General features: G+C 68.5%; 25 protein-coding genes. 15 read left to right on the top strand and 10 right to left on the bottom strand.

Annotated elements, in window-relative coordinates; translation table 11 throughout:
• Window positions 1–2: 2 nt before the first annotated feature.
• The 4 genes from holA to AC5P76_RS02455 form a co-directional block, all read right to left on the bottom strand.
• A complete protein-coding gene (gene holA, locus AC5P76_RS02470) occupies window positions 3–1040 on the bottom strand; it encodes a DNA polymerase III subunit delta (RefSeq protein ID WP_053520121.1) in 1038 nt (345 codons plus the stop codon).
• A gap of 11 nt (window positions 1041–1051) precedes the next feature.
• Window positions 1052–1636, bottom strand: coding sequence for an LPS-assembly lipoprotein LptE (locus AC5P76_RS02465; RefSeq protein ID WP_460255904.1), 585 nt, complete (start codon window positions 1634–1636; stop codon window positions 1052–1054).
• A 137-nt stretch (window positions 1637–1773) separates the two neighbouring features.
• Window positions 1774–4416: a leucine--tRNA ligase gene (gene leuS / locus AC5P76_RS02460; RefSeq protein WP_065181980.1), complete on the bottom strand. Its 2643-nt coding sequence runs from the start codon at window positions 4414–4416 to the stop codon at window positions 1774–1776.
• Between the two features lie 105 nt (window positions 4417–4521).
• The gene (locus tag AC5P76_RS02455) at window positions 4522–5124 is read right to left on the bottom strand and encodes a DUF998 domain-containing protein (RefSeq protein WP_065181828.1); all 603 of its coding nucleotides are present in this window, start codon (window positions 5122–5124) and stop codon (window positions 4522–4524) included.
• Window positions 5125–5247: 123 nt separating this feature from the next.
• Here AC5P76_RS02455 and trxA point away from each other — a divergent pair, with 123 nt between their 5' ends.
• The 13 genes from trxA (at window position 5248) to rnfB (ending at window position 18991) form a co-directional block, all read left to right on the top strand.
• Window positions 5248–6105 carry a thioredoxin gene (gene trxA, locus AC5P76_RS02450; protein WP_053520124.1) on the top strand — a complete coding sequence of 286 codons (858 nt, stop codon included), beginning with the start codon at window positions 5248–5250 and terminating at the stop codon, window positions 6103–6105.
• 153 nt (window positions 6106–6258) lie between these two features.
• A complete protein-coding gene (locus tag AC5P76_RS02445; protein WP_460255905.1) occupies window positions 6259–7923 on the top strand; it encodes a FecR family protein in 1665 nt (554 codons plus the stop codon).
• Window positions 7920–9545 carry a CHASE2 domain-containing protein gene (locus AC5P76_RS02440; protein ID WP_263175218.1) on the top strand — a complete coding sequence of 542 codons (1626 nt, stop codon included), beginning with the start codon at window positions 7920–7922 and terminating at the stop codon, window positions 9543–9545. The genes AC5P76_RS02445 and AC5P76_RS02440 overlap by 4 nt, the downstream gene beginning before the upstream one ends.
• Before the next feature lie 81 nt (window positions 9546–9626).
• Window positions 9627–10079 (top strand): DUF4442 domain-containing protein, encoded by a 453-nt coding sequence (locus AC5P76_RS02435; protein WP_053520130.1) that lies wholly within the window; start codon window positions 9627–9629, stop codon window positions 10077–10079.
• A 54-nt stretch (window positions 10080–10133) separates the two neighbouring features.
• Window positions 10134–10817 (top strand): DUF502 domain-containing protein, encoded by a 684-nt coding sequence (locus tag AC5P76_RS02430; RefSeq protein WP_053520126.1) that lies wholly within the window; start codon window positions 10134–10136, stop codon window positions 10815–10817.
• Window positions 10814–11599, top strand: a complete 786-nt coding sequence (locus AC5P76_RS02425; protein ID WP_053520127.1) for a queuosine precursor transporter — start codon at window positions 10814–10816, stop codon at window positions 11597–11599. Before AC5P76_RS02430 ends, AC5P76_RS02425 begins: the two co-directional genes overlap by 4 nt.
• A gap of 94 nt (window positions 11600–11693) precedes the next feature.
• Entirely contained in the window at window positions 11694–13625 is a 1932-nt protein-coding gene (locus AC5P76_RS02420) for a DUF885 domain-containing protein (RefSeq protein WP_065181825.1), read from the top strand.
• Between the two features lie 16 nt (window positions 13626–13641).
• Entirely contained in the window at window positions 13642–14712 is a 1071-nt protein-coding gene (locus tag AC5P76_RS02415; RefSeq protein ID WP_495222612.1) for a serine hydrolase domain-containing protein, read from the top strand.
• Window positions 14709–15113, top strand: coding sequence for an SMU1112c/YaeR family gloxylase I-like metalloprotein (gene gloA2 / locus AC5P76_RS02410; RefSeq protein ID WP_053519946.1), 405 nt, complete (start codon window positions 14709–14711; stop codon window positions 15111–15113). The genes AC5P76_RS02415 and gloA2 overlap by 4 nt, the downstream gene beginning before the upstream one ends.
• Window positions 15114–15261: 148 nt before the next feature.
• On the top strand, window positions 15262–15705 hold the full coding sequence (locus AC5P76_RS02405) for a DUF2147 domain-containing protein (protein WP_053519945.1): 444 nt from the start codon (window positions 15262–15264) through the stop codon (window positions 15703–15705).
• Window positions 15706–15807: 102 nt separating this feature from the next.
• Window positions 15808–17886: a methionine--tRNA ligase gene (gene metG / locus AC5P76_RS02400; protein WP_253118659.1), complete on the top strand. Its 2079-nt coding sequence runs from the start codon at window positions 15808–15810 to the stop codon at window positions 17884–17886.
• Between the two features lie 75 nt (window positions 17887–17961).
• Window positions 17962–18552, top strand: a complete 591-nt coding sequence (locus tag AC5P76_RS02395; RefSeq protein WP_065174860.1) for an HAD family hydrolase — start codon at window positions 17962–17964, stop codon at window positions 18550–18552.
• 25 nt (window positions 18553–18577) lie between these two features.
• Window positions 18578–18991, top strand: a complete 414-nt coding sequence (rnfB, locus tag AC5P76_RS02390; RefSeq protein ID WP_080375344.1) for an Rnf electron transport complex subunit RnfB — start codon at window positions 18578–18580, stop codon at window positions 18989–18991.
• Window positions 18992–19040: 49 nt separating this feature from the next.
• Here the strand turns inward: rnfB and AC5P76_RS02385 are convergent, their stop codons facing one another.
• On the bottom strand, window positions 19041–19388 hold the full coding sequence (locus tag AC5P76_RS02385; RefSeq protein ID WP_049426796.1) for a RidA family protein: 348 nt from the start codon (window positions 19386–19388) through the stop codon (window positions 19041–19043).
• 158 nt (window positions 19389–19546) lie between these two features.
• Here AC5P76_RS02385 and mprF point away from each other — a divergent pair, with 158 nt between their 5' ends.
• Window positions 19547–22111 (top strand): bifunctional lysylphosphatidylglycerol flippase/synthetase MprF, encoded by a 2565-nt coding sequence (gene mprF / locus AC5P76_RS02380; RefSeq protein WP_164151994.1) that lies wholly within the window; start codon window positions 19547–19549, stop codon window positions 22109–22111.
• 52 nt (window positions 22112–22163) lie between these two features.
• Here the strand turns inward: mprF and AC5P76_RS02375 are convergent, their stop codons facing one another.
• The 4 genes from AC5P76_RS02375 to AC5P76_RS02360 all read right to left on the bottom strand — a co-directional run bounded on the left by AC5P76_RS02375 (window position 22164) and on the right by AC5P76_RS02360 (window position 25041).
• Window positions 22164–23507: a virulence factor family protein gene (locus tag AC5P76_RS02375; protein WP_253118657.1), complete on the bottom strand. Its 1344-nt coding sequence runs from the start codon at window positions 23505–23507 to the stop codon at window positions 22164–22166.
• A gap of 93 nt (window positions 23508–23600) precedes the next feature.
• Entirely contained in the window at window positions 23601–24218 is a 618-nt protein-coding gene (locus AC5P76_RS02370) for a DUF998 domain-containing protein (RefSeq protein ID WP_053519940.1), read from the bottom strand.
• Window positions 24215–24388 carry an oxidoreductase-like domain-containing protein gene (locus AC5P76_RS02365; protein WP_065174857.1) on the bottom strand — a complete coding sequence of 58 codons (174 nt, stop codon included), beginning with the start codon at window positions 24386–24388 and terminating at the stop codon, window positions 24215–24217. Before AC5P76_RS02365 ends, AC5P76_RS02370 begins: the two co-directional genes overlap by 4 nt.
• A 50-nt stretch (window positions 24389–24438) precedes the next feature.
• Entirely contained in the window at window positions 24439–25041 is a 603-nt protein-coding gene (locus tag AC5P76_RS02360) for an HD domain-containing protein (protein ID WP_193396079.1), read from the bottom strand.
• Between the two features lie 229 nt (window positions 25042–25270).
• On the opposite strand from AC5P76_RS02360, the gene AC5P76_RS02355 reads away from it, so the two are divergent.
• Window positions 25271–26419 (top strand): transglutaminase domain-containing protein, encoded by a 1149-nt coding sequence (locus tag AC5P76_RS02355; RefSeq protein WP_053519950.1) that lies wholly within the window; start codon window positions 25271–25273, stop codon window positions 26417–26419.
• 7 nt (window positions 26420–26426) lie between these two features.
• Here the strand turns inward: AC5P76_RS02355 and AC5P76_RS02350 are convergent, their stop codons facing one another.
• Window positions 26427–26762: a zinc ribbon domain-containing protein YjdM gene (locus tag AC5P76_RS02350; RefSeq protein WP_053519938.1), complete on the bottom strand. Its 336-nt coding sequence runs from the start codon at window positions 26760–26762 to the stop codon at window positions 26427–26429.
• Between the last annotated feature and the right edge of the window lie 118 nt (window positions 26763–26880).

Here is a 26880-nt window from a genome sequence, read left to right as displayed (position 1 = left end):
GATCAGGCCCGGGCCAGCAGCCGCACGGCGCGCGGCTCGGCCACGGCCACCAGCAGGCGCTCCAGCGCCAGCCAGGCGTCGCCGTCGGCGCGCCCCTTGGCGATGCGGTCGACCAGCCCGGCCTCGGCCACGAAACGTTCCCAGCGCTTGCCTTCCGGATGCCGCTGCAGCGCACGCTTGTACGGTGCCTGCCGCGACTCCCAGATGCCGCGCGATTTCATCTCGGCGGCAAGGTTGCCACCGCGCGCCTGCACCCGTGCCAGCCCGGCACCTGCCAGCAGTTCCCGGATCACGATCGGCATCAGCGCGGCCACCGCCTCGCCTTCGCCGCGCAGGCCGGCAAGCATGCGCAGCACCGCCGCCGGTTGCCCGGAGAACGTGGCTTCCACCAGCCGGAATACGTCGTAGCGGGCGGCATCGGCCACCAGCGATTCCATCCGTTCCACGTCCAGCGCGTGCCCATCGGCCAGCAGCGCCAGCTTGTCGATCTCCTGCGCCGCGGCAAGCAGATTGCCTTCCACGCGCTCGGCCAGGCGCTGCACTGCGGCCGGATCCGCGCGCAGGCCTTTGCTGCGCAGGCGACGCTCGATCCAGTCGGGCAGTTCATGCGGCTTGATCGCCCAGGCCACCGACAGCACGCCGACCCGGCCCACCGCTTCAGCCCACTTGCCCTGGTGCGCCTTGCTCCATTCGTTGGCGGTGATCATCAGCACGACGTCCGGTGCCGGATCGGCGCAGAACCGGCTGATCACCTCGGCGCCGTCCTTGCCCGGCTTGCCACTGGGCAACCGCACTTCCACCAGGCGACGGGCACTGAACAGGCTCGGCGCGTTGAAGCTGGCGTCGAGCTGGCCCCAGTCGAAGTCGCGACCATCGGCGTCGAACACCTCGCGCTCACCGATGCCGGCGGCGCGCGCCCGCGCACGGACCGCGTCGGCGGCTTCCAGCACGCGCAGCGTCTCAGGACCGGCGATCAGGTACACCGGCGACAGCGGGGTATCAGCGCCCTGGCTGGCCAGCTGCTCCGGACGCAGTTCCATGCCGGTCCCGGTCAGGGCTTGATGGCCGGTGCCGGTGTCGGCTCGGCCGGAACCGCAGGATCGACCGGCTTCGGCGAGGACAGGCTTCCCCCCTTCGCGACTTCGGCACGGACCACGCTGTCGATGCGGCGGATGATCGAGGCCGACATTTCCCGGCGCAGTTCATCGGCCAGGATCTCGCGCTCGGTGGTGGTACCGGTCGCGTCGGTGGGCGGCGACACGTAGTCGCGCGACAGTTCGATCACCTGCTGCGGCACCAGTTCGCTGCCATCCTCGCGACGGAAGATGAAGATCACCGCGTAGCGCAGGCTGTATTCCTGCGCACGACCCTGCGAGTCGATCGCGATCGGCAGGTCGCCCCAGCGTTCGGACAACACCTGCAGCTGGGTGCTGGGTTCGTTGCCATCCTCGCTTGCCAGCTTGGCGCCGGACGCCTGCAGACTGCGGTTGAGCAGCTTGACCAGTTCACTGTACGGGGCCGTGGAGACCACCTTCACCGGCGCGGTGTCGGTCGGCAACATCAGCTTGTTGCGCAGATGGAAGCCACAGCCGGCAAGGCCGAGGACAAGAACGAGGGCAAGCAGGAGTCGGGTCATGGAGAACAGTCTGGCGGAGCCGGGCGATCACGGCAACAGACAGCGTGCCCGAGACCGCGTGAACGCAGGGCCATCAACCGCATGCCCCCCGCGTTGCTGGAACACCGGCCGCCGGGAGGGCGGCCGGTGCGGGTACATCAGGCGGCGACGATGTTCACGATCTTGCCCGGGACGATGATGATCTTGCGCACCGTCAGGCCTTCCATGAACTTCGCTGCGTTCGGCTCGGCCAGGGCCAGCGCCTCGACCTGCTCGCGAGCGGCATCGGCGGCCACTTCGATGGTGCCGCGCAGCTTGCCGTTGACCTGCACGGCCAGGGTCAGCGCGTCGCGCACCAGCGCGCTGGCGTCGGCCTGCGGGAACGGCTGGTCCTCCAGCAGCGTCTCGCCATGGCCAAGCACCTGCCACAGGGCGTGGCTGGCATGCGGGGTGATCGGATTCAGCAGCAGCACGATGGCCTGCAGTGCTTCCTGACGCACCGCGCGGCCCTGTTCGCTGCCGTCCTCGAACTTGGCCAGCGCGTTCATCAGTTCCATCACCGCAGCGATCGCGGTGTTGAAGCTGTGGCGGCGGCCATAGTCGTCGCCGACCTTGCCGATGGTCTCGTGGGTCTTGCGGCGCAGCGCCTTCTGGCCACCGTCCAGCGCGGCCACGTCCAGCGCGGGGGCGGCACCCTCGGCGGCATGCTTCTGCACCTGGGCCCACAGGCGGCGCAGGAAGCGGGCCATGCCGTCCACGCCGGCCTCGTTCCACTCCAGCGACTGTTCCGGCGGCGCGGCGAACATCGAGAACAGGCGCACGGTGTCGGCGCCATACTTGCCGACCATCGCCTGCGGATCCACGCCGTTGTTCTTCGACTTGGACATCTTCTCGGTGCCACCGACCACCACCGGCTGACCGTCGGCGATCAGGGTCGCGCCGGTGATGCGGCCGCGCTCGTCACGCTGCACTTCCACGTCGGCGGGATTGATCCAGTCCTTGGAACCGTCCGGGTTCGGACGGTAATAGGTCTCGGCGATCACCATGCCCTGGCACAGCAGATTGCGGGCCGGTTCGTTGCTGTCCACCATCCGCGCGTCACGCAGCAGCTTGTGGTAGAAGCGGAAGTACATCAGATGCAGGATCGCGTGCTCGATGCCACCGATGTACTGGTCCACCGGCAGCCAGTAGTTGCCGCGCTTGTCCACGGCATCACGCGCGCCCGGCGAGGTGTAGCGCGCGTAGTACCAGCTCGACTCCATGAAGGTGTCGAAGGTATCGGTCTCGCGCTCGGCTGCACCGCCGCACTCCGGGCAGGTGGTCTTGCGCCACTCCGGGTCGGTCTTGATCGGCGAACCGGTGCCGGAGAACGCGACGTCCTCCGGCAGCACCACCGGCAACTGCTCTTCCGGCACCGGTACCGCGCCACACTTGGCGCAGTAGATCACCGGAATCGGGCAGCCCCAGTAGCGCTGGCGGCTCACGCCCCAGTCGCGCAGGCGGTAGTTGACGCGGCGCTGCCCCTGCGCCTTGCGCTCGAAACGCTCGGCCAGGGCTTCAAAGGCGCCCTGGAAATCCAGCCCGTCGAACTCGGCCGAATTGATCAGTTCGAAGGCACGGTTCTTGTCGCTGTACCAGTCCTGCCAGCGCGCGCCATCCCAATTGCGCTCGTCGTCATTGCGCGGATCCTTCAGCGCGATGACCTGCACGATCGGCAGGCCGTACTTGTTGGCCACTTCGTTGTCGCGCTGGTCATGGCCGGGCACGGCCATCACCGCACCGGTGCCATAGCCCATCAGCACGAAGTTGGCGACCCACACCGGCACCTTCTCGCCGGTGACCGGATGGATGGCGCGCAGGCCGGTATCCATGCCGCGCTTTTCCTGGGTTTCCAGCTCGGCCTCGGACACGCCGCCCTGCTTCATTTCCGACAGCAGCGCGGCCAGTTCCGGATTGTTCTTCGCTGCGTGCAGCGCCAGCGGGTGCTCGGCGGCGATCGAGACGAAGGTCACGCCCATCACGGTGTCCGGGCGGGTGGTGAACACCCGCAGCGGATCCAGCGCGCTGCCATCGACGTCGCGCACGTCGAACTGGATCTCCAGGCCCTCGGAACGACCGATCCAGTTGCGCTGCATGGTCTTGACCGATTCCGGCCAGCCGTCCAGCTCGTCCAGGCCGTCCAGCAGCTCCTGGGCGTAATCGGTGATGCGCAGGAACCACTGCGGAATCTCACGCTTCTCGACCAGCGCACCGGAACGCCAGCCACGGCCGTCGATGACCTGCTCGTTGGCCAGCACGGTCTGGTCGACCGGGTCCCAGTTCACCACCGCGTTGCGACGGTAGGCCAGGCCCTTGCGCATCAGACGGGTGAACATGCGCTGCTCGTGGACGTAATAGTCCGGGCGGCAGGTGGCGAACTCGCGCGACCAGTCGATGGCATAGCCCAGCGACTTCAGCTGGCTGCGCATGTGGTCGATGTTCTTGTAGGTCCACGCCGCCGGCGCGGTCTTGTTCTTGATCGCCGCGTTTTCCGCCGGCAGGCCGAACGCGTCCCAGCCCATCGGCTGCAGCACGTTGTGGCCGGTCATGCGCTTGTAGCGGCTGATCACGTCACCGATCGTGTAATTGCGCACGTGCCCCATGTGCAGCGCACCGGACGGGTACGGAAGCATCGACAGGCAGTAGTACTTCGGCTTGTCGGAAGTCTCGTCGACCTCGAACGCGCGGGTGGCGTCCCAGTACTGCTGGGCGGCGGATTCAACCTGCTGCGGGTCGTAGGCGTTGGGTTCAGCGCTGGTCATGGAACACGCGGATGCGGCGGCAAAGCGGTACAGCGTACCGCAGTGCGGCAAACGTCTCCAATCCTGTCCGACGGCTGTGGGCCCGGTGGCGGCCCCGCGACCGTCTCAACGGGCCCGCGACAGCGGCAGCGCCAACGCCAGCCAGACCGCCCAGCAGGCGAAGGCCAGCCGCTGCGACAGAGGCGCCGGCAGCACGCCCTGCAGGGCGAAGGCTGCCAACGCGGCAACCACACCACAGGCCAGCGCCACCCCGCCCAATGCCCGGCCCTGTGTGTCGCGCAGGCGCGCCGTGCCCAGCAGCAGGGCGCCGGCAACGAAGCCCAGCACCCATACCATCCAGGCGCTGGCATGCAGCTGGCTGGCCAGCCCGTGCAGGTCATCCACATCCAGCGGCAGCACGCCCATGGCGGCGAACGCCAGGCCGGCCAGCAGCAGCATCTGGCTGCCCACACGCGGGGCCCAGCCCGCGGTGGCCGGCAGCTGCCGGCGCAGGCATTCGGCCACCACCACCGCCAGCAGGCCCGGCAGCATGAAGCCCAGCAGATTGAAGCCCAGGGCATGCGGCATCCCCTGCGCGCCCAGCAACGCCACCGGATGGCGGGCCTGCGCATAGCCGTCGAGCCCGGCACCGAAGCCGATGACCGCAGCCACGAAGACGAGTGCGGCGATCACGCCCGACAGGCGCAGCAAGGGGGACGGCGACGACATGCAGGCTCCACGACAGCGGCAACAGGAAGGCCGCATTGTCGGCCATTTGCAGCGGCCCGGGTTGAGACGGACAGGTTCCGCCACCATAGAATCCCTCTCCAGATGCCAAGCGATGCCTCCTCCATGACCGAGACGACCTACGTATTCGACGCCACCACTGCGACCTTCGAGGCCGAAGTCCTGCAGAAGTCGCTGCAGACGCCGGTGCTGGTCGATTTCTGGGCCACCTGGTGCGGTCCGTGCAAGACCCTGGGACCGATGCTGGAAAAGCTGGCCGGCGAGTACAACGGCGCCTTTGAGCTGGCCAAGGTCGATGTCGACAAGGAACAGCAGATCGCTGCCGCCTTCCAGATCCGCTCGGTGCCGACCGTGTTCCTGGTCAAGGACGGGCAGCTGGTGGACGGCTTCCCCGGCGCCATCCCGGAGGGCCAACTGCGCGAGTTCCTGGCCCAGCACGGCATCGTCCCCGCCGATGTCGGCGATACGGTCAGCGAGGAGGAAGCACCGCTGGACCCACAGGCACAGGTGGACGTGCTGCGCGCGCAGATCGCCGCCGAACCGGACAAGGACGAGCTGAAGCTCGACCTGGCCCTGGCCCTGCTGCAGATCGGCGGCGTGGATGAAGCCGGTACGCTGATCGACCGCCTGCCGGCCAACCTGGCCACCGACGACCGCGCCGTGCGCGCCCGTGCACGCCTGGCCTTCGCGTCCGCACTCAAGGACGCCCCGGCCGCCGAGGTGCTCGAATCACGCATCGCCGCCGATGGCAGCGACCTCAAGGCGCGCCATCTGCGGGGCGTGCAGCTGCTGCTGGAGGGCCAGGACGAGGCGGCCCTGGCCCAGTTCCTGGAAATGCTGCGGATCGACCGCGGTTTCGAGGACGGATTGCCGCGCAGGACCCTGATCGACGCCTTCAATGTGATCTCCGACGAGGACCTGGTCGGGCAGTACCGCAGGAAGATGGCCTCGCTGCTGTTCTGAACGGAAGCCTGTCCCGTTCAGAATCCCTGCACTGAACGCGGGCGATAATGTGATCGATGGCGGCCGTTCGGCCGCCGCGATCCATTCGGGGGGATGAGGGTCGGGGCCATTGGGTCTTGCTGCTGCGCCTCCGCATTGCCGGGACTGCAAACTGTGACCTTCGTCCGCACTTCGCCTTTCATTACGCGTCTCCAACGTGTCCTGCTGTGTGCCCTCCTGCTGCTGCCGGCCATCGCCGCCGCACAGGACTGGAACTACCGGGTCCGTCCCGGTGACACCCTCTGGGACCTGGGTGGCCTGTACCTGAAGCCTTCCGTGCCCTGGCAACAGCTGCAGCAGCACAACCGCATCGCCAATCCCTACCAGCTGCCGCCGGGCCAGCTGCTGCGCTTCCCGATCAGCTGGCTGCGCACCGAGCCTGCGCCGGCACGGGTCCTGTCCGTGCGCGGGAAGGTCGGGCTGGTGGGCGGCGATGGCAGCGCCACCCGCGCGGTGCGGGCCGGAGAGCAGCTGCGCATCGGCGACACCGTGGAAACCGAAGGCGACTCCAGCATCACCCTCGAATTCGCCGATGCCTCGCGGTTGCAGCTGCGCGAGTATTCGCGCCTGCGCCTGGACCAGCTCAGCCGCTACGGCCGCACCGGCATGGTCGATACCCGCCTGCGCCTGCAGCAGGGCCGCGCCAGCAACCGGGTCACCCCGGCACGTGGCCCGGCATCGCGCTACATCATCGATGCACCGACGGCGACCAGCAGCGTGCGCGGCACGGTCTTCCGCGTCAGCGCCGGCGATGGCGATGCCGGCCGGATCGGAGCCACCGAAGTGCTGGAAGGACGGGTGCAGGTCGCCAACACCCACGGCCAGCGCCTTGTCCGTCCGGGCCAGGCCAGCCGCAACGCCAGCGCCGACAAGGCGCCCGCCGCCGTGGCCGCGCTGCTGCCGGCGCCGACGCTGCGCCAGGATGAGCTGAGACTGGCCCCCCTGCCGAGCCTGCTGGCCTGGGACGCGGTCGCTGGGGCCGACCACTATCGGGTGGAGGTGGTGCAGGCGGCCACGCCGGAAATCCTGCTGTTCGCCGCCACCACCGCCGACACGCGACTGGCGATCGGCGATCTGCCGCCCGGCGAGCTGCGTGTGCTGCTGCGTGCGGTCGACGCACAGGGCGTGGAGGGCCTGGACGCCAGTGCCGACTTCGAACTCAGCGACCAACCGCCGCCGCCGTTGACCGTCTCTCCGCTGCACGGCCAGACCGTCAACAGCGATCGCCCCCGGTTCCGCTGGACCCAGGCCCCGGGCGCGAGCAGCAGCGTGCTGCAGGTCGCTGCAGAACCGACGTTCACGCAGCCGCTGCAGGAGCAGGCCAGCACCGGTACCGACCTGCGCCTGGCGCAGCCCCTGCCGCCGGGCCAGTACTACTGGCGCGTTGCCTCGCGCGATGACAACGGCCACCAGGGGCGCTATGGACAAGCGCTGCCACTGCAGCTGACCAACGAACCGGTGGACCCTGCCCTGCAGCCGCCCGAGGCGGCGCATGGCCAACTGACCCTGCGCTGGCAGGCCGGCAGCGAAGGCCAGCGCTACCGCGTGCAGGTGGATCGTCGTGGCGACTTCGCCAGCCCGATGCTCGATGAAACCGTCGAGCAGCCCCAGGTCAGCTTCAAGCGGCCATGGAGCGGCACCCTGCACGTGCGCGTGCAGTACATCGACGACGACGGGCACGCAGGCGATTTCTCGCCCGCGCAGCAGGTCAAGCTGCCCTGCCGCCTGTGCTACGGCGCCGGCGGCGGCGGTGCGCTGCTGCTCTGGCTGTTGTTATGAGGCGTTCGCCGCTTCCATGGTCCCGACGGATCGCACTGGCCGTGCTGGCCGGTGTGCTGACGGCCGTGGCCAGCCATGGCCAGTGGCTGTGGCGCCAGGATGAAGCGGCCTACGACGCGATGGTCGGCGGCTGGGACTATCGACCCGACCCCAGCGTGCTGATCATCGCCATCGACGAAGGCAGCCTGCAGCGCATCGGCCAATGGCCATGGCCGCGCTCGGTACATGCGCGCCTGCTTGATCGCCTTACCGACGCCGGCGCCGAACGCATCGCACTGGACCTGATGCTGTCAGAACCCGACCGCCGCGACAGCCGCCAGGACGAAATCCTGGCCGCCGCGATCCGGCGCAATGGCCACGTCGTACTGCCCGTGCTGGCGGCGCCGGCAGCCGGCGACCGCATGGCCGAGGAACTGCTGCCCATTCCACTGATCGCGGCCAGCGCTGCGGCGATCGGCCACAGCGATGTCGAAGTGGATGGCGATGGCGTCGCCCGTGGGGTGTACCTGCGCGCCGGCATCGGCCAGCCGCATTGGCCTGCGCTGGGCCTGGCCCTGGCCGGACTGCCCGCCAGCGCGATCGACGGCCTGCCGGATCCCGAGCCGGAGGTCGATTCCCCCTATCAGTGGCGCCGCGACGATTACGTGCGGGTGCGCTACGCCGGCCCGCCGGAACGATTGCCGCAGGTGTCCTATGCCGACGTGCTCGAGGGCCACGTGGACATGGCGATGCTGCATGGGCGACGCATCGTGGTCGGAATGACCGCCAGCGGCATCGCCCCGCGCCTGCTCACGCCGACCACGCGCGAGTACTGGATGAGCGGCAGCGAGTACCAGGCCAACATCGCCTCGATGCTGCTGCAGGGCAGGCAGATCCACGTCCTGCCACGGCTCTGCCAGGACGCCATCGGTGGCCTGCTGGTGGCGCTGTGCGTGATCCTCCTCGGCCTGCGCCTGCCCTGGCTGACGGCGCTCTGTTCGCTGCCGCTGGCCCCGCTGCTGAGCTGGGCGCTGCTGCGCGCCGGCAACCTGTGGTGGGCACCGGCCAGCGCGATGCTGGGCATCGTGCTGGTGCTGCTGGCCTGGGCGATATGGCGGATCGCGGCCTGGCACCGGCTGGCCAACCGTGACGCGCTGACCGGCCTGGGCAACCGGCTGCGTTTCGAACAGTCGCTGCAGCAGGAATGCGATGCCGCACGGCGCAGCGGCAAGCCGCTCACGCTCGCGCTGATCGACGTCGATCACTTCAAGCACCACAACGACCGTCACGGTCACCAGGTCGGCGATCGCGTACTGCGCGAAGTGGCGCGGCAGATCGCCGCCCACGCGCGTCGCCCGCGCGACAAGGCGGCACGCTACGGCGGCGATGAGTTCGCGCTGGTGCTGCCGGATACGCCGGCCGAGGGCGCGCGGCAGGTGATCGAAGGCCTCATCCAGAGCATCCGCGCCCTGCCCGCACCGGGCGAAGGCCATGGCGGCGGCATCACCCTGACCATCGGCGTCTATACCCGCATCCCCAACGGCGAGCTGCAACCCCACCATTTCGTGGAAGGTGCCGACGCGGCGCTGTACCAGGCCAAGGCCAATGGTCGCGACGGCTACGTGATCGACGCCGCAGGGTGACACGCGCCGCGCCGCGCACAGCTACAACATACGCATGCGAATGGTTAGACTTGGGGCCCGCCCTCCGCCCTCGCGATGCACATGAACGCCCGCCTGTTCCGTTTCGGCATCAACCTGTGGCCGCCCTTCCTGTTCACCGGCATCCACGTCACCCGGGTCAGCCCGGACTACCGGCAGATCGACGTCGAGCTGCGCCAGCGCCCCTGGAACCGCAACTACGTGGGCACCCACTTCGGTGGCAGCCTGTTCGCGATGACCGACCCGTTCTGGATGCTGGGCCTGCTGCATATCCTCGGCCGCGACTACTACGTGTGGGACCGCGCCGGTGCGATCGACTTCCTCAAGCCGGGGCGCGGCACCGTGCGCACGTCGTTCCGCATCGACGATGCGCTGCTGGACGAACTGCGCGCCGACGCTGCCGGCGGCGGCAAAGTGCTGCGCTGGTTCAGCAACGAGGTGGTCGACGAAAGCGGCGAGGTGGTCGCCCAGGTACGCAAGCAGGTCTACCTGCGGCTGAAGCCGCACGCACGCTGATCCCGGCCGCATTCCCCCGCATCATCGGCAAGCGCTGGCCGCTACAATGCGCCCATGTCGCTCGAAGCCCCCTCCCTGGTCCCCCGCCCCTCCCTGCAGCGCCTGTTCCTGACCGGCCTGCTGACCCTGCTGCCGATCTGGCTCACCTGGGTCGTGGTCAAATTCGTGTTCGTGCTGCTGTCGGGCATCTCCAGCCCGCTGGTGGTGCCCCTGTCGGAGCAGATCGCGACCAGCTTCCCGCATTACCTGGGCTGGGTGCGCGCGGAGTGGATCCAGAACACCATCGCGCTGCTGGCGACGCTGCTGGTGATCCTGGCCGTGGGCGTGGCCAGCCGCCGCGTGCTCGGCCAGCGCCTGCTGCGCTGGATCGGCGCGGTGATCAAGCGGATCCCGCTGGCCAGCATCATCTACGACAGCGCCAAGAAGCTGCTGGACATGCTGCAGACCGAACCCGGCAGCACGCAGCGCGTCGTGCTGATCGACTTCCCGCACCGCGACATGAAGTCGGTCGGCCTGGTCACGCGGGTGATCAAGGAACACGGTACGGACCGCGAACTGGCAGCGGTGTACGTGCCGACCACGCCGAACCCGACCTCCGGCTATCTTGAAATCGTGCCGGTGGAACTGCTCACACCCACCGACTGGACCGTGGACCAGGCGATGAGCTTCATCATTTCCGGTGGTGCTGTGGCGCCAGCCAGCGTGCCGTTCACCCGCGCGGGCGAACGCACCGAATGAGCACGACGCCGGTCGAGCGCCCGCTGCAGGACCGCGCGGTCCTGCTGTTCATCGTGCTGGCCGCGTTCTTCTGCGGCAATGCCGTGCTGGCCGAGCTGATCGGAGTGAAGATCTTCGCGCTGGAAGACACGCTCGGCATCGACCCGCTGAACTGGAACCTGTTCGGCCAGACCGGATCGTTGAGCTTCACCGCCGGCACACTGCTGTGGCCGGTGGTGTTCATCATGACCGACACCATCAACGAGTTCTTCGGCAAGCGCGGGGTGCGTTTCATCTCGTGGTTGGCGGTGGTGCTGATCGCCTACGGCTTCCTGTTCGCTTTCGCGGCGATCTCGCTGGCGCCGGCCAGCTGGTGGGTCACCTCGATGAACGCCCATGGCGTGCCCGACTACCAGGCCGCGTTCGCCGCGGTGTTCGGCCAGGGCATGTGGACCATTGCTGGTTCGCTGGTGGCCTTCCTGCTCGGCCAGCTGATCGACGTGGCCGTGTTCCACAGGATCCGGCAGGCCACCGGCGAGCGCCACGTCTGGTTGCGCGCTACCGGTTCCACCGCGGTCTCGCAGCTGGTGGACAGCTTCGTGGTGATCTGGATCGCTTTCGTGCTCGGCCCGCAGCAGTGGCCGACATCGCTGTTCCTGGCGGTGAGCAGCGTCAACTACGTCTACAAGATGGGCTTTGCGATCGCCCTGATTCCCCTGCTGTACCTGATGCGCCGTGCGATCACCCGATACCTGGGTGTCGAGCGCGCGGCCGCGCTGCGGGCTGCGGCCGCGGCTGACTGAAGGCCCAGCGGGCGCCAGCTGACTGCGCCCCCGCGCTGGCCGTACGCGGCCGGATCGTGCAAGCTCCACGGTCTGTGTTCCACGGAAGCTCCTGATGCCGTATTCCACCCGCGCCCTGGCCGCCGCCATTGCCGCGTTGTTCCTGTTCAGCGCCGTTCCGTCGGCCGAAGCTGCGAAGAAGAAGGCCAGCCGGCCCGCTGCGACGCAGAGCCGTCCGGCGGCCAAGCCCAAGGCGCGGCCCAGCACGCGCGCCACCGCACCGGCACGCAGCGCCACCCGCTCCCCCGCGCGCCCGGTCGCCGCCGCCCGCACTGTGCCCAAAACGGTCCAGCTGGAGCGCCTCTATGACGAATACTGGGATGCGTCGATGCGGTTGAACCCGCTGCAGGCGACCTTCCAGGGCGAAACCCGCTACAACGACCAGCTGCCGAACATCCTGTCCGCGGCGTGGCGCCAGCAGTCGCATGACTTCACCGTAGAGTGGCTGGGCAAGGTCGAGAAGATCGGCAGCGACGGCCTGCAGGGCCAGGACCTGCTGAGCTACGAGATCTTCGTGCGCGACGCGCGCGCGACCTTGGCCGCCGAGCCGTATCCCAGCTGGATGATGCCGATCAGCCAGTACTACAACGTCGGCAGCATCATGGCCATTCTCGGTGCCGGCGCGGGTGCGCAGCCGTTCAATACCGTGCAGGACTACGACACCTGGTCGCGCCGCTCGCTGGGCATTCCGGCGCTGTTCGACCAGGCCATCGACAACATGCGCCAGGGCATGAAGGCCGGTGTGGTGCAGCCGCGCGACCTGATGGAAAAAGTGCTGCCGCAGCTGGATGCGGTGATCAAGCCGACCGCCGAGGAAAGCATCTTCTGGTCGCCGATCCGGACCATGCCGGAGTCGATTTCCGCCGAGGACAAGGCGCGCATCAGTGCCGAGTACAAGCGCATGATCGAACTGCGCATCATGCCGTCCTACCGCGCCCTGCGCGGCTTCATCGCCACCGAGTACCTGCCGGCCACGCGGACCAGCAGCGGTCTGGGGGCCCTGCCCAATGGCCAGGCGTGGTACGCCAACCTGATCGTGCAGACCACGGCCAGCGAACAGACACCCGCGCAATGGCATGCGCTCGGCGAACAGCGCGTGCAGGAGCTGCAGGCGCAGATCGCCGCAGTGATGAAGGATGCGAAGCTGCGCGGCACGCCGACCAAGCTTCTGCGCAGCATGCGCAGTGATCGCCAGTTCCAGTATGGCGACGCCAACGCGCTGCTCGGCCGCTACCGCCAGGTGCAGCAGCAGGTCGCCACGCGCCTGCCGCAGGTGCTCGACACGCTGCCGAAGGCTGCCCTGGACATCCGTGCAGTGGAGCCCGAGCGTGCGCTCACCGCGGCCGCGGCCTCCTACCAGCCGACACAGCCCGGCGAGGCCGGGGTGCTGTATGTGAACACCCGCGACCTGCCCAGCCGCAAGCGCTGGAACGTGCCGGTGCAGTACCTGCATGAAGGCATTCCCGGCCACCACGTGCAGCTGGGTCTGCAGCAGGAGCTGGCCAAGCAGCCGCGCTTCCGGCGTGCCGGCGGCGACCTGGCCTTCATCGAAGGCTGGGGCCTGTACTCGGAAACGCTGGGGGAAACGCTGGGCGTCTACACCGATCCCTACGATCGCATCGGCTATCTCTCCTCGCGCCTGCTGCGCGCAGCGCGCGTGGTCGCCGACACCGGCGTGCATGCCCAGGGCTGGAGCAAGCAGCAGGCCGTCGCCTACCTGCAGAAGACCGTGGACATGAGCAGCGATGATGCCAATGCCGAAGTGGAGCGGATCATGGCCCAGCCGGCGCAGGCGCTGTCCAACGTCGCCGGCCTGACCACCCTGCTGGCACTGCGCGACAAGGCCAAGGCACGCCAGGGTGCGGCATTCGACCTGCGCCGCTTCCATGCCGAGCTGCTGAAGGACGGCTCGATGCCGCTGGACGTGCTGGAGCGGAAGATGGAACGATGGCTGTCACAACCGCCGGGGTCCGCGCCCACCCCCTGATCGCCACGGAGCCCTCATGCGTCCCGCCACCGTCGTGTTCGCTGCCGTACTGGCCCTGCTGCCGCAGGCCGCGCCTGCCGCACCGGCGGTGATGCCGCCGGATGCGGGCATCGATGGCCTGATGCAGGCCTACGATGGCCAGGTGCCGGGAGCAGCGGTACTGGTGCTGCACGACGGGCAGGCGGTGTTCCGCCGCGGGTACGGCCTGGCGGTGGTGGAAGATGGCACTGCGGTGACCGCGGCCAGCAATTTCCGGCTGGCCTCGGTGAGCAAGCAGTTCACCGCCGCCGCCGTGCTGCTGCTGGTGGAAGAGGGCCGCCTGGGCCTGGACCAGCCAGTGCGACGCTGGCTGCCGGAACTTCCCACTGCGGTGTCCTCCGTCACCCTCCGTCACCTGCTGTCGCATACCAGCGGTCTGCCCGACTATGAGGGCCTGATGGACCCCGCCGACAGCCGCCAGGTGCACGATGCGGACGTGCTGGCGCTGCTCGCACGCGAGGACCGGCTGGATTTCACACCGGGCACTGCGTACCGCTACAGCAACAGCGGATATGCGCTGCTGGCGCTGATCGTCGGGCGCGCGTCGGGCCAGGATTTCGCCACCTTCCTGCAGCAGCGGATCTTCGGCCCGCTGCACATGACCCACACCGTCGCCCACCAGGACGGCGTCGATACGGTCACTGCGCGGGCCTACGGCTACAGCTGGCTCGACGGTCGCTGGCAGCGCACCGACCAGAGCACCACCAGTGCCGTGCTGGGTGATGGTGGCATCTATTCCTCGCTGGACGACCTCGCCCGCTGGGATGCCGCACTGTACGACGACCGCCTGCTGTCAGCCGCATCGCGGCGGGCCATGTTCAGCCCGGCCACCGCAACCACCGAACCGGACGTACCGCATTACGGCTTCGGCTGGCGCCTCAACGGCCGCATGCAGTGGCACAGCGGCGAGAGCATCGGCTTCCGCAACGTCATCCTGCGCTATCCGGACCGGCATCTGACAGTGATCGTGCTGAGCAACCGCAACGACCCCGAACCCTATCCGCTGGCGCTGAAGATCGCCCAGCGCTGGCTGGACATCCTGCAATGACCGATGATCCGACCGCCCTGCTGGGCATCCATCATGCCGCGCTGATCTGCAGCGACTATGCGCGCTCGAAGGATTTCTACGTGCGCATCCTCGGCCTGCGCGTACTGGCCGAGAACCACCGTGCCGCGCGCGATTCGTGGAAGCTGGACCTGGCACTGCCCGATGGCGGCCAGCTGGAACTGTTCTCGTTCCCGTCACCACCGCCCCGGCCCAGCCGCCCGGAGGCACAGGGCCTGCGTCACCTGGCCTTCCGCGTGGCCGCGCTGGAGCCATTCATCCAGCGCCTGGCCAGCTGCGGCGTGGACTGCGAACCGGTCCGCGTGGACGAATACACCGGCCGCCGCTTCACCTTCTTCGCCGACCCGGACGGCCTGCCGCTGGAACTCTACGAAGTCGGCTGATGGCTCGGGGTCAGATCCCTTTTCCATCGGGAAAGGATCTGGCCCCACTCACCTGCTCGACCCGGCACCCCCTTCCCCATACCCCGCCGAATGGGTATACAGTCGGCGTGTACCGGCACCGTGCCGGAATGAACCCTGGGAGGGGACCATGCGCAAGACCTTCAAGACCCTGCTGCTGGCGCTGCCGCTGTGCCTGGCGGCGCTCTCGGCGCAGGCCGCCGATGGCGCGGCCGGCCGCTGGAAGACCATCGACGACAAGACCGGCCAGGTGAAGTCCATCGTCGAGATCAGCCAGGCCGCCAACGGCACGCTGTCCGGCAAGGTGGTGGACATCCTGCACTCGGACAAGGGTCCGAACCCGGTCTGCGATGGCTGTGAGGGTGCCAACAGGAACAAACCGGTGAAGGGCATGACCATCCTCTGGAACCTGAAGGCCGACGGCGCCAGCAAGTGGTCCGGCGGCACCATCCTCGACCCCGCCAACGGCAAGACCTACAAGTCGAAGATGGAACTGCAGCCGGGTGGCAACAAGCTGGACGTCTCCGGCTGCATCGCCTTCATCTGCCGGGCGCAGACCTGGGTACGCGAGTAAGCCACCGGCCCGTCCGTGCATTCCCGTGACCCGGCCCCGGCCGGGTCACCTCGTTGCGGGCATGCGATAATCTGCGGTTCCCCTCGGCTTCACCCCGCGACCATGACCCGTACCGCGCTCGTCACCACCGCCCTGCCCTACGCCAACGGCCCGCTGCATCTGGGCCATCTGGTCGGCTACATCCAGGCCGACATCTGGGTACGTGCACGGCGAATGAGCGGCGGCAGGACCTGGTTCGTCTGCGCCGATGACACCCATGGCACGCCGATCATGCTCGCAGCCGAGAAGGCCGGGGTAACCCCGGAGGCCTTCATCGCCAGCATCCAGGCCAGCCACGAACGTGATTTCGCCGAATTCGGCGTGGCCTTCGATCACTACGATTCGACCAATTCGGCAGCCAACCAAGCGCTGACCGAGGCGTTCTACCTGAAGCTGGAAGCGGCCGGCCACATCAGCCGCCGTTCGGTGGCCCAGTTCTACGACCCGGCCAAGGGCATGTTCCTGCCGGACCGCTACATCAAGGGCATCTGCCCGAACTGCGGCAGCGCCGACCAGTACGGCGACAACTGCGAAGTCTGTGGCGCGACCTACAGCCCCACCGATCTGAAGGAGCCGAAATCGGTGATCTCCGGCGCTACGCCCGAGATCCGGGATTCGGAGCACTTCTTCTTCGAGGTCGGCCGCTTCGAGGGCTTCCTGCGCGAATGGCTGGCCGGCGACGTCGCGCTGCCCGGGGTGAAAGCCAAGCTGATGGAGTGGCTGGACGCGGAGGGCGGCCTGCGCGCGTGGGACATCTCGCGTGACGCGCCGTACTTCGGCTTCCAGATCCCGGGCCATCCGGGCAAGTACTTCTACGTCTGGCTGGACGCGCCGATCGGCTACCTGTCCAGCTTCCAGACCCTGTGCGGCACGCTCGGCGAGGATTTCCAAGCCCACCTGCGCGCCGGCACCGCCACCGAGCTGCACCACTTCATCGGCAAGGACATCGTCAATTTCCATGGCCTGTTCTGGCCGGCGGTGCTGCACGGCACCGGCCACCGCGCGCCGACCCGCCTGCACGTCAACGGCTATCTGACCGTTGACGGCGCCAAGATGAGCAAGTCGCGCGGCACCTTCGTGATGGCGCGCACCTTCCTCGATGCAGGACTGGAACCGGAAGCACTGCGCTACTACTACGCGGCCAAGTCCGGCGGTGGCGTCGACGACCTCGACCTGAACCTGGGTGACTTCGTCGCCCGCGTCAACGCTGATCTGGTCGGCAAGTTCGTCAACCTGGCCAGCCGCTGCGCCGGCTTCATCAGCAAGCGTTTCGACGGCCTGCTCGCCGGGCAGCTGCCCGATGCCGCCCAGTACCAGCGCTTCATCGACAGCCTGGCGCCGATCCGCGAAGCCTACGAGCGCAACGATCCGGCGGCGGCGATCCGCCTGACCATGACCCTGGCCGACGAAGCCAACCGCTACATCGACGACGTCAAGCCGTGGGTGATCGCCAAGCAGGAAGGAGCCGACGCGCAGCTGCAGGCCGTGTGCAGCCAGGGCCTGAACCTGTTCCGTGTACTGGTCACCGCACTGAAGCCGGTACTGCCTTCCACCGCCGCCCAGGCCGAGGCGTTCCTGGCCGCGCCAGTGGCCGACTGGACCGACCTGGCGCAGCCGCTGCTGGCCCATCGAATCGCTGACTACACCCCACTGTTCACCCGTATCGACCCGAAGAAGATTGACGCCATGATCGACGCCTCCAAGGACACCCTGCAGCCGACCGCCGCTGCCCCCGCCGCCAAGGCCGACGCTGCCAAGCCGGCGGCTGCCGTGCCGGCCAGTGCCGCAACGGCCAGCGCCGAGGCACCGGCCTACATCGGCATCGACGACTTCGCCAAGCTCGACCTGCGCATCGGCAAGGTGCTGGTGTGCGAGTTCGTGGAGGGTTCGGACAAGCTGCTGCGCTTCGAGCTGGATGCCGGCGAACTGGGCAAACGGCAGATCTTCTCCGGCATCCGTGCCAGCTACGGCGAGCCGGAAGCGCTGGTCGGCCGCAGCGTCGTGTTCATCGCCAACCTGGCCCCGCGCAAGATGCGCTTCGGCCTGAGTGAAGGCATGATCCTGTCGGCAGGTTTCGATGGTGGCGCGCTGGCGCTGCTGGACGCCGACAGCGGCGCGCAGCCGGGCATGCCGGTCCGCTGATGCACTGCGCGGGTGCGGCCACGGCCGCTCCCGCCGGTCACGGCAACGACGGGACGCACCACGGGAGGCATCGGAATGGAACTGGCGCTGTTCGACTTCGACCATACCGTCACCACCTGCGATACCTATGGCCGCTTCCTGCGCCGCGTGGCCACCGCCGAGCAGCTTGCGCAGGCGTGGTGGAAGGTGGGTCCGTGGCTGGCGGCGTACCGGCTGAAACTGATCTCGGCCGAACGCATCCGCGCCCGCGTCACCCGCCTCACCTTCAGCGAGCGCCACGCCGACGACATCGCAGCGCTGGCCACCGGCTTCTCGCGCGAATTCCTGCCCGAGGTGGTGCGCCCGGAAATGCTGGAACAGATCCGCTGGCACAAGGAACAGCAGCACACCGTGGTGGTCGTGTCCGGTTCGCTGGATCTGTACCTGCGTCCCTGGTGCGAAACGTTGGGTCTTGAACTGATCTGCAACCGCCTTGAAAGCCGGGACGGACGCCTGACCGGCCGTTACCACGGCGGCGATTGCGGTCCTCGCAAGGTCGAGCAGATCCGTCGCCGTTTCGATCTGTCGCGTTACACGCGCATCCACGCTTATGGCGACAGCGCAGAGGACCGGCCGATGCTGGCCCTCGCCCACGAACGCTGGTTCCGTGGCAAACCCCTGAAATGATCCATACGCGCAGCCTTCGCCACGCATGAGCCTGATTCCGCCGCTGACCGAACGCCTGGACCGACTGTTGCCGCAGACGCAATGCGGACAATGCGGCTATGACGGTTGCCGCCCCTATGCGCAGGCGATGGCGCGCGGCGAGGCGGGCGTGGACCGCTGCCCGCCGGGCGGCGATGCGGGCGCGCGTGCACTGGCCCAGGTACTGGGTGTGCCGGCACTGCCGTTTGATCGTACGCGCGGCGAACACAAGGCGCCGCAGGTTGCGGTGATCGTCGAGGCCGACTGCATCGGCTGCACCAAGTGCATCCAGGCCTGCCCGGTGGACGCGATTGTCGGCGGCGCGAAGTACATGCATACCGTGATCGCCGACCTGTGCACGGGCTGCGAGTTGTGCATTCCACCGTGTCCGGTGGACTGCATCGTGCTGCGGGAACGGTAGCGGTGCCAGCTCCCTTCCGGCAGGAAAGGGAGCTGACACCCGCCCGCCGTTACGGCACGGCCGCCGTCACCACGATCTCGACCTTCCACTCGGCGTGTGCCAGCTTGGCTTCGACCGTGGCACGGGCCGGGGTCGCACCCTCGACCACCCATTCGTCCCACGCCTTGTTCATGCCGTCGAAGTCGGCCATGTCGGCCAGGAACACCTCCGCGCGCAGCACATGCTGGCGATCACTGGCCACCAGTGCCAGCAGCTTGTCGATCTCGGCCAGCACCTGCCGGGTCTGTCCGGTGATGTCCTGGCTGGTGTCCTCCGGAATCTGGCCGGAGAGGTAGGCAACCTTGTTGTACACGGTCATTTCGGACATGCGCGGTCCGACGTCGTAACGCTCCATCATGGGCGTGGCTCCTGCGGGTGATCAGGCCTGCATTGTCCTCCAAACCGGCGGCGGGTGGGGCTCCTGCACCACCGCTGTTCAAATGCCTTCGAGAGGCGCACGATGCGCCACGCCCGCGTTGACACCGCCCTCGCCCTCCCTGCCGCACCCTTGCGCCGATGACCGTCCCTTCCGATCCCGCAACCGCTCCGTCCATCCCGGTCTGGAAGCGGCTGCTTACCATCTTCGTTCCCCTGCTGATCCTGGCCCTGGCCCTGCATGGCCTGGCCGGCGAGTTCGACGAACATGGCTACCGCGCCATCCGCCAGGCGTTCCATGCACTCAGCGCAACGCAGATCGCACTGACCGTGACGCTGGGCCTGGCCAGTTATGCCTGCCTGATCGGCTTCGATGCCATCGGCCTGCGACGCAGCGGCATCCGCGTGCATCCCGCGCGCATCGGCATCACCGCGTTTCTCGCCCACACCCTGGGCCAGACCGTCGGCTTTGCGGCCTTGACCGGCGGCGCGGTGCGCCTGCGGGGCTATCGCGGTGCCGGGCTGGATCTGGCCCAGATCGGCCAGGTCGTGCTGATGAGCACGCTCGGTTTCATGTTCGGTGCATGGCTGTTGATCGGCCTGGCGTTATGCCTGGAACCCTCAGCGGCGGCGCTGGCGCTGCCGTTGGATTCCGGCGCCGTGCGCGCGGTCGGCATTGCCGCCCTGCTCGCCTATCTGGCCACGGTGCTGCTGGTCGGCCGCAGCGGACGCCAGTTCCGTGTGTTCGGCCACGCCCTGTGGCTGCCCGACCGGCTGACCATGCTCGGCGTCACCGCGCTCAGCGTGATCGAACTGGTGCTGGCCAGCGCAGCGTTTTACGTGCTGCTTCCGGACTCCACGCCCACCGGGCTTCCCGGCTTCGTCGGCCTGTACCTGGTGGCGGTGCTGGCAGGCCTGGTCTCGACCGTTCCGGCCGGCCTGGGCGTGTTCGAGTGGAGCCTGCTCAAGCTGCTGCCGCAGGTGGCACCGGCGGCGGTGCTGGCGGCCGCGCTGATCTACCGCGTCACCTACTACGTCCTGCCGCTGCTGCTGGCCACCGTGCTCGCGCTTGCGCCTGCACTGCGGCGACCGCTGCGGGCCAGCGCCGGCGCCACCCGCGCCGGCTGGAACGCGCTGCGCCCCTGGCTGCCGCAGATCATCGCGCTGGCGGCTTTCAGCATCGGCGCCGCCCTGGTCATCGATGGCACCTTGCCGACCCCGCGTCGCCATCTGCTCAATGCATCGCTGCCGATCCTGGAAACATCGCACCTGATCGGCAGTCTTGGCGGTGTCGCCCTGCTGCTGATCGGCCAGGGCCTGGCCCGGCGCAGCCACGCCGCGTGGATGCTGGCGATGGCGGTCTGCGTGATCACGCCGCTGCCGCTGTGGCTGCGCGGCGGTCAACCGTTGATCGCGGTATCGGCCGTACTGGTCGCGATGGCACTGTGGGCCGCACGCCGTGAGTTCTACCGCCAGGGTGCGCTGCTGGATGAGGCGTGGTCGTGGCCATGGTTGCGCAACCTGGGGCTGGTCCTGGTCGCGGTCACCTGGCTGCTGTTCTTCACGTACAGCCATGTCGAGTACCAGAACGAACTCTGGTGGCAGTTCGCACTGTCCGGCAACGCACCGCGTGCGCTGCGTGCGCTGCTGGTGGTGGCCATCGCCCTGGTGATGTTCGGCCTCGCCCGCCTGCTGCACAGCACGCGCAGCCCGCTGCCGGCCGCTGACGAAGCCACGCTGCAGGCGTTGGCACCGGTGCTGGCCAGCGCCACCGACACCCAGGCCTGCCTGGTGCTGACCGCCGACAAGGCAGTGCTGCGCGACGATGCCCGGCAGGGCTTCGTGATGATGCAGCGCTACGGCGGCTCGTTGATCGCGATGGGTGATCCGGTCGGCCCGCCGGAGGTCGCACGTGCGTTGATCTGGCGTTTCCGTGAGGAAGCCGACCGCCTCGGCCTGCGCCCGGTGTTCTACCAGGTGGGCGAAGCCTACTGGCAGACCTATCTGGATCTCGGCCTGGGCCTGGTCAAGCTGGGCGAGGAAGCGATCGTGCCGCTGCACGACTTCGGTCTGGAAGGCCGCGAACGCGCCGACCTGCGCCAGGCATGGAACCGGGGCAAGCGCAGTGGCCTGTCGTTCCGGGTGGCGCCGGTGGAAGAGGTCCCCAGCCTGCTGCCGCGCCTGCATGCGATCTCCAATGCCTGGCTGGAAGACAAGTCCGGTGACGAAAAAGGATTCTCGCTGGGCAGCTTCGATCCCGATTACCTGGTGCGTTTCCCGGTCGCGCTGGTCGAGGCCGAAGGTCGGATCGTCGCCTTCGCCAACCTGTGGCAGGCGCCAGCCGGTGCCGAGCTGTCGGTGGACCTGATGCGGCACGTCAACGACGCGCCGAAAGGCACGATGGATTTCCTGTTCATCGAACTGTTCCTGTGGGGCCGGGCCCAGGGCCATGCGCGTTTCTCGCTGGGCATGGCGCCGCTGTCTGGGCTGGCCCAGCATCGCCTGGCGGGCCGCTGGAATCGTCTTGCCGGCCTGCTGGCACGGCATGGTGAGCGCTTCTATGGTTTCAGTGGCCTGCGCCGCTTCAAGTCGAAGTTCGATCCGCAGTGGCGCCCGCGCTACCTGGCGGCGCCCGGTGGCATGCACCTGCCGGCAGCCCTGCTGGACGCCACCCGCCTGATTTCGCTGGATCCACGCCGCGGCTGAGCCACCCGACCGCCGGGCATGGCCCGGCGCTGCTCCTGCAGGCGTGTGCTGATTACGTGCCGCCCTTGAGGATGACCTCGGCCAGACGATCGTAGTCGCCACCGAAATGGTGGTCGCCAGGCAACCGGATCCTGCGCACGCCCTCGTTCGCAGGCAGGTCCGGACACAGCGCGTCCTCATCCTTGTCGCCATAGACGCACAGGGTCTTGGCCGCCGGCAGCCTGGCCACTTCCGGCGCGATCGGCAGGCCATCGCCGCCACCGCCCAGCCAGTTGCTGACATGGAACTCGAAATCGGCCTTCCGCCCCACGGAGAGCAGCACGATGCGCTCGAGTGCTTCGCGGCTGCCGGCATCGAGCCGGTTGATGGTGGCCGGCAGCACGTCGGCGCCCTGCGAGAAGCCGATCAGCATCACCTTGTCGCGCCGCCATTGCTGGCGGTAGTGGTCGATGATCTTCTGCAGGTCAGCGGCAAACCCCTCCGGCGTGCGTTCGCTCCAGAAATAACGCAGCGAATCGATGCCCACCACGGCCACGCCGTGTTCGGCCAGCGACGAGGCCACGTCCTTGTCCAGTCCCGCCCAGCCGCCATCACCGGAGACGAAGATCGCCAGCGTATCGCCGTCACCGTGCGCGGGGACTTCCACCACGGGCAGGCCCTTCAACGCCGCCGGCGGCGGTGCCAGGCTGATGCCGGCCTGCGCACCGATCACCCGCGCGGCAGCCACCAGTCCCGGCGTGGCATCGCCGCGGGCGCTGCGCTTGAATCCGCGCGCCATCGCGACCTGCTGCACGAACGGACCCGCGCCCTGGCCCCTGCAGCCCATATCGCCGATGGCATTCAACCAGGGAAAGTTCAGTTCGGCCGGTTGCAGCCGCCCCTCCTTGACGCCGTCTCCGCAGACCATGCGTTCGTGGGCATGGTCGGGACAGAAACCGGAGGTCAGCAGGCCGGCGAACACCTGGGTGTCGGCCTGTGCGGCCAGGCTGTAGGCCAGCTCGGCACCCTCACCATCGCCGCCGACCAGCGGCAGGTGATATCCCGGCAGGTGCAGGAACGCCTGCACCCAGCGCGAGAAATTCTCGACGTCGCCAGCACCGAACGAACAGGTGCTGTCGCCTTCGCGTTCAAGCACGCCCCGCAGGTGCGCCACATCCACCGCCGCCACCAGCGCACCGTCGGCACGCAGTGCTTCGATCGGCGCCAGGCTGGCAGCGCCATAGGGACCTTCGTGGAACCAGATCACCACCCGCTGCGGCACTCCCGCCGGCAGATGCACCGGCACCTGCTCGAATCGGCCATGGCTGACCTGCTGCACGGATGCCGCGGCCACCGCCGGCAACGCCGCCAGTGCCATCACCAGTCCCATCGCCCTGCCCAACCCTGCACGCGTCATGTCGCAACCCCAGTGGAATGCGCACACGATACGCCGCCACCGCGTGCACGACACGTACCGGTCACGGCCGTTCGCCGGGCCCGCGGCCAGGGTTCAGGCGCGTGTGCGCGCCAGACCGCGCCGGTACAGGGTGACGGCCAGCCAGAGCAGCCAGCCGACGATCACGGCGATCACCAGCTTCTGCCCCAGCCCGCGCGGCGGCCCGTCACGCCAGAGCACATGCAGCCACAGCAACGCGAAGGCCAGCCAGGCCCAGCCCCACAGCAGGGCAGCACTGCGCTGCCAGCCCGGCTCGCGACGCAGGTACCACGCCTGCAGCAGCATGCCGACGCTGGCACACAGGAAGGCCGTGTTGGCAGCCACGCCATGCACCAGCGGCGCCAGCAGCGGCGTCGCCTGCGGCAGCCAGCTGTCGCCGATGGCGACCGTCGCCAGGCCCAGGGCGGACACGGTGAACAGCAGCGGCGCGGCCGCGCTGCGGCGGGGCCCCACGCTGTGACGATAGAGCGCGATGCCGAGCGCGGCGATCGCCACCGCCAGCAGGCAGTAGGCGGCGCGCAGCGCCAGACCCCAGGGACCGTGCAGGTACAGGCTCAGGGTCGCGCGCATCCAATCCAGATCAGCGCGCGCGAACTGCGTCCACAGGGCCGTCGCCACGAACAACAGGAGCGCCACCAGGGCCAGCAGCGCAGCCGGACGCGCTCCGGTCATGGCGTGGCCTCCGGGTGGCGCGCCTTCCATTCGGCCAACGCCTTGCGGTAACGCTGCAGCTCTTCGGCATACAGATCGAGTACGCACAGCGGGCAGCCGCTGCCGCAGCACTCGTTGGGACCAGGTTCTTCCGGTGCGGTCGGCCGGGGATCAGGATCGGGAACGGACACGGTGGGCGGCGCTACCTTGCAGATGCAGGCCGCCAGTGTAACTGCCCCGCTCAGGTGTCCAGCCGGCGGCGCAGGTTCGCGCGTGCCGCGGCATCCAGGCGCTGGTGGAAGAAGTCGCTGAGGAAGATCCGCGGTGCGCGCAGCAATCCCTGCAGGAAGCGGCGGCGGCCGGCGCGGTACAGGAAACCCGGGACCACCCCCTGGTACTCCTCGGCCACACCACGATCGTAGGCATCGAACACCGGTGCAGGCGCGCCCAGGATCGCCATGTCGCAATCCAGGAACAGCGCCGCTTCGACGTCGACATCCGCAGGACCGAGTTCGCCATGACGGGCAGTCAGCAGGATCAGCTGCTCGACGCGGGCGGCGTCGATGCCCGCCAGCGCAGGCTCCTGCGCGATGGCCTGCACGGCCAGTGCCGCCGAGCGTGCCTCGTTGTCCTTGCGTCCCGCCTCGTAGACCGCATCGTGGTAAAGCGCGGCCAGAAAGACCTCGGCGGGCTGCCGCCAACCCGGTCCATCGGCGACGTCCTGGCAGTGCTGCAGCACCGCGCGCACGTGGCCGAAGTGATGGTACGCGCGTGGCGGCGTGGCATATCGGTCCTGCAACGCCTGCCACTGCGCCGGATCGAGCGGGATCGGGGCGAAGTCCATGCCGGCATGATCCTGCCAGACGCCCCGGCCAGCAAGCTGGACAATAATTCACCACGCACTCACAGCCGCCGTCCGGCAAGGGCGGAGCACAGTTGTCCACAGCTTTGCCGAGCGCTGGTCCACATCGCCTGTGGATGACCGCGCCGCCGACCGACGGTCGATGCACGGGCGCACGGGCAGGACTACACTCGGCGGCAGGCGGATGCGCCCGCCGCTGCCGGGAATTGCCATGCAACGTCCTGCCACCCGATTCCTGCTGCTCGCCCTGCTCGCGCTGGCGGCGCCGGCCGCTGTCGCCCTGGACGGTCCTGCCGCCGCACCGGCCGCTCAGTACCGCCCCGCCCCAGCGAGCGTGCCGACCGCAGACGAAGTGCTGGCGATTCCGCCGGCGCTGCGCGCGATGCTGACCCGACAGGTGATCGCGCGCAGCCACTCGCGCGACCAGCGCCTGCAGGCCCTGGTGGAGATGATCTTCGATCGGCAGGGACTGGATCTGCAGTACGACGCCGACGCGACCTATACCGTCGGCGAAGTCTGGCAGTACCGCCGCGCCAACTGCCTGGCATTCACGCTGCTGTTCGTGTCGCTGGCACGCGAGGCCGGCATCCAGGCCCGGGTGCAGGAAGTCGGCAGCGTGGTGTCCTGGTATCAGGAGCAGGACCAGGGCGTGGTCTACAGCGTCGGCCACGTCAATGCCGGGGTCGACGTCGGCGGCCGCTTCGGCACGGTCGATCTGGACCGCAACGTGCTGTACGACCGCCACGGCCCGCAGCCGATCGACCGTGCCCGTGCGTTGGCGCACTTCTACAACAACCGTGGCGCCGAACGCATGGCCAGCGACGATCTGGATGGTGCCCGGGTGTTCTTCGATGCAGCGGTCGCGCAGGACGCGCGATTCGCACCGGCCTGGAACAACCTGGGCGTGCTGGACAACCGGAAGGGAGACACCGCCGGCGCACGTCGTGCGCTGGAAATGGCATTGCGCCTGGACGGCCGTCAGGATGCGGCACTGAACAACGCCAGTGCGCTTTACCGGCGGTTGGGCCTGGTGGCAGCAGCGCAGCAGCTGGAGCGCCGCCTGCGCGCCGTACAGCGCGAGGATCCGTTTACCCAGTACATGCTCGGGGCCCGCGCCGAACGCGCGGGCGACCTGGCGGAGGCCATCCGCTGCTACCGCCGGGCCGTGCGCCTGTACGATGCCGCACACCAGTTCCATTTCGGCCTGGCGAGGGTGTACTTCCTCGCCGGCCAGCTGGCCCGCGCCGACAAGGAACTGACACGGGCCCAGGAACTCGGCGGGGCGCCGCAGCAGGCCCGCTACCAGGCCAAGCTGGACAGCCTGGCCCGCTGGCGGGCGCAGCAGCAGGCCAGGCGCTGAGGGCCGGTCAGGCCTTCTTGAGGAAGCAGGTTTTCAGCACCAGGCCCTTGATCTTGTCCGAGTTGCCTTCGATGTGCTCCGCATCGTCCTCGACCAGCCGGATGTTGCGGATCACCGTGCCCTGCTTGAGCGGAATCGAGGAGCCCTTGACCTTCAGGTCCTTGATCACGGTAACGGTGTCGCCGGCCTGCAGGGTGTTGCCGTTGCTGTCACGCACGACCAGCGCCTGCCCCGCGCCCTCCTCGGCGGTCCATTCGAAGCCGCAATCGGCGCAGATCCACAGCGCGCCATCGGCATAGGTGTTTTCCAGGGTGCACTGCGGACAGGCGGGAACGGACGACATTGCAAGTACCTCAAAATGAATCAACGGCCGCCATTGTAACCGCCCGCTCTTTTCACCCGTTCTCCCGCGGCCGCTCCCCCTGCCCGCCCGAGATGGCCGGCGGGCGCTTGCAGCGGAC

Source organism: Stenotrophomonas sp. YJH_SMC_36, from assembly GCF_059369935.1.
This window is presented reverse-complemented; position numbering and strand designations above follow the sequence as displayed.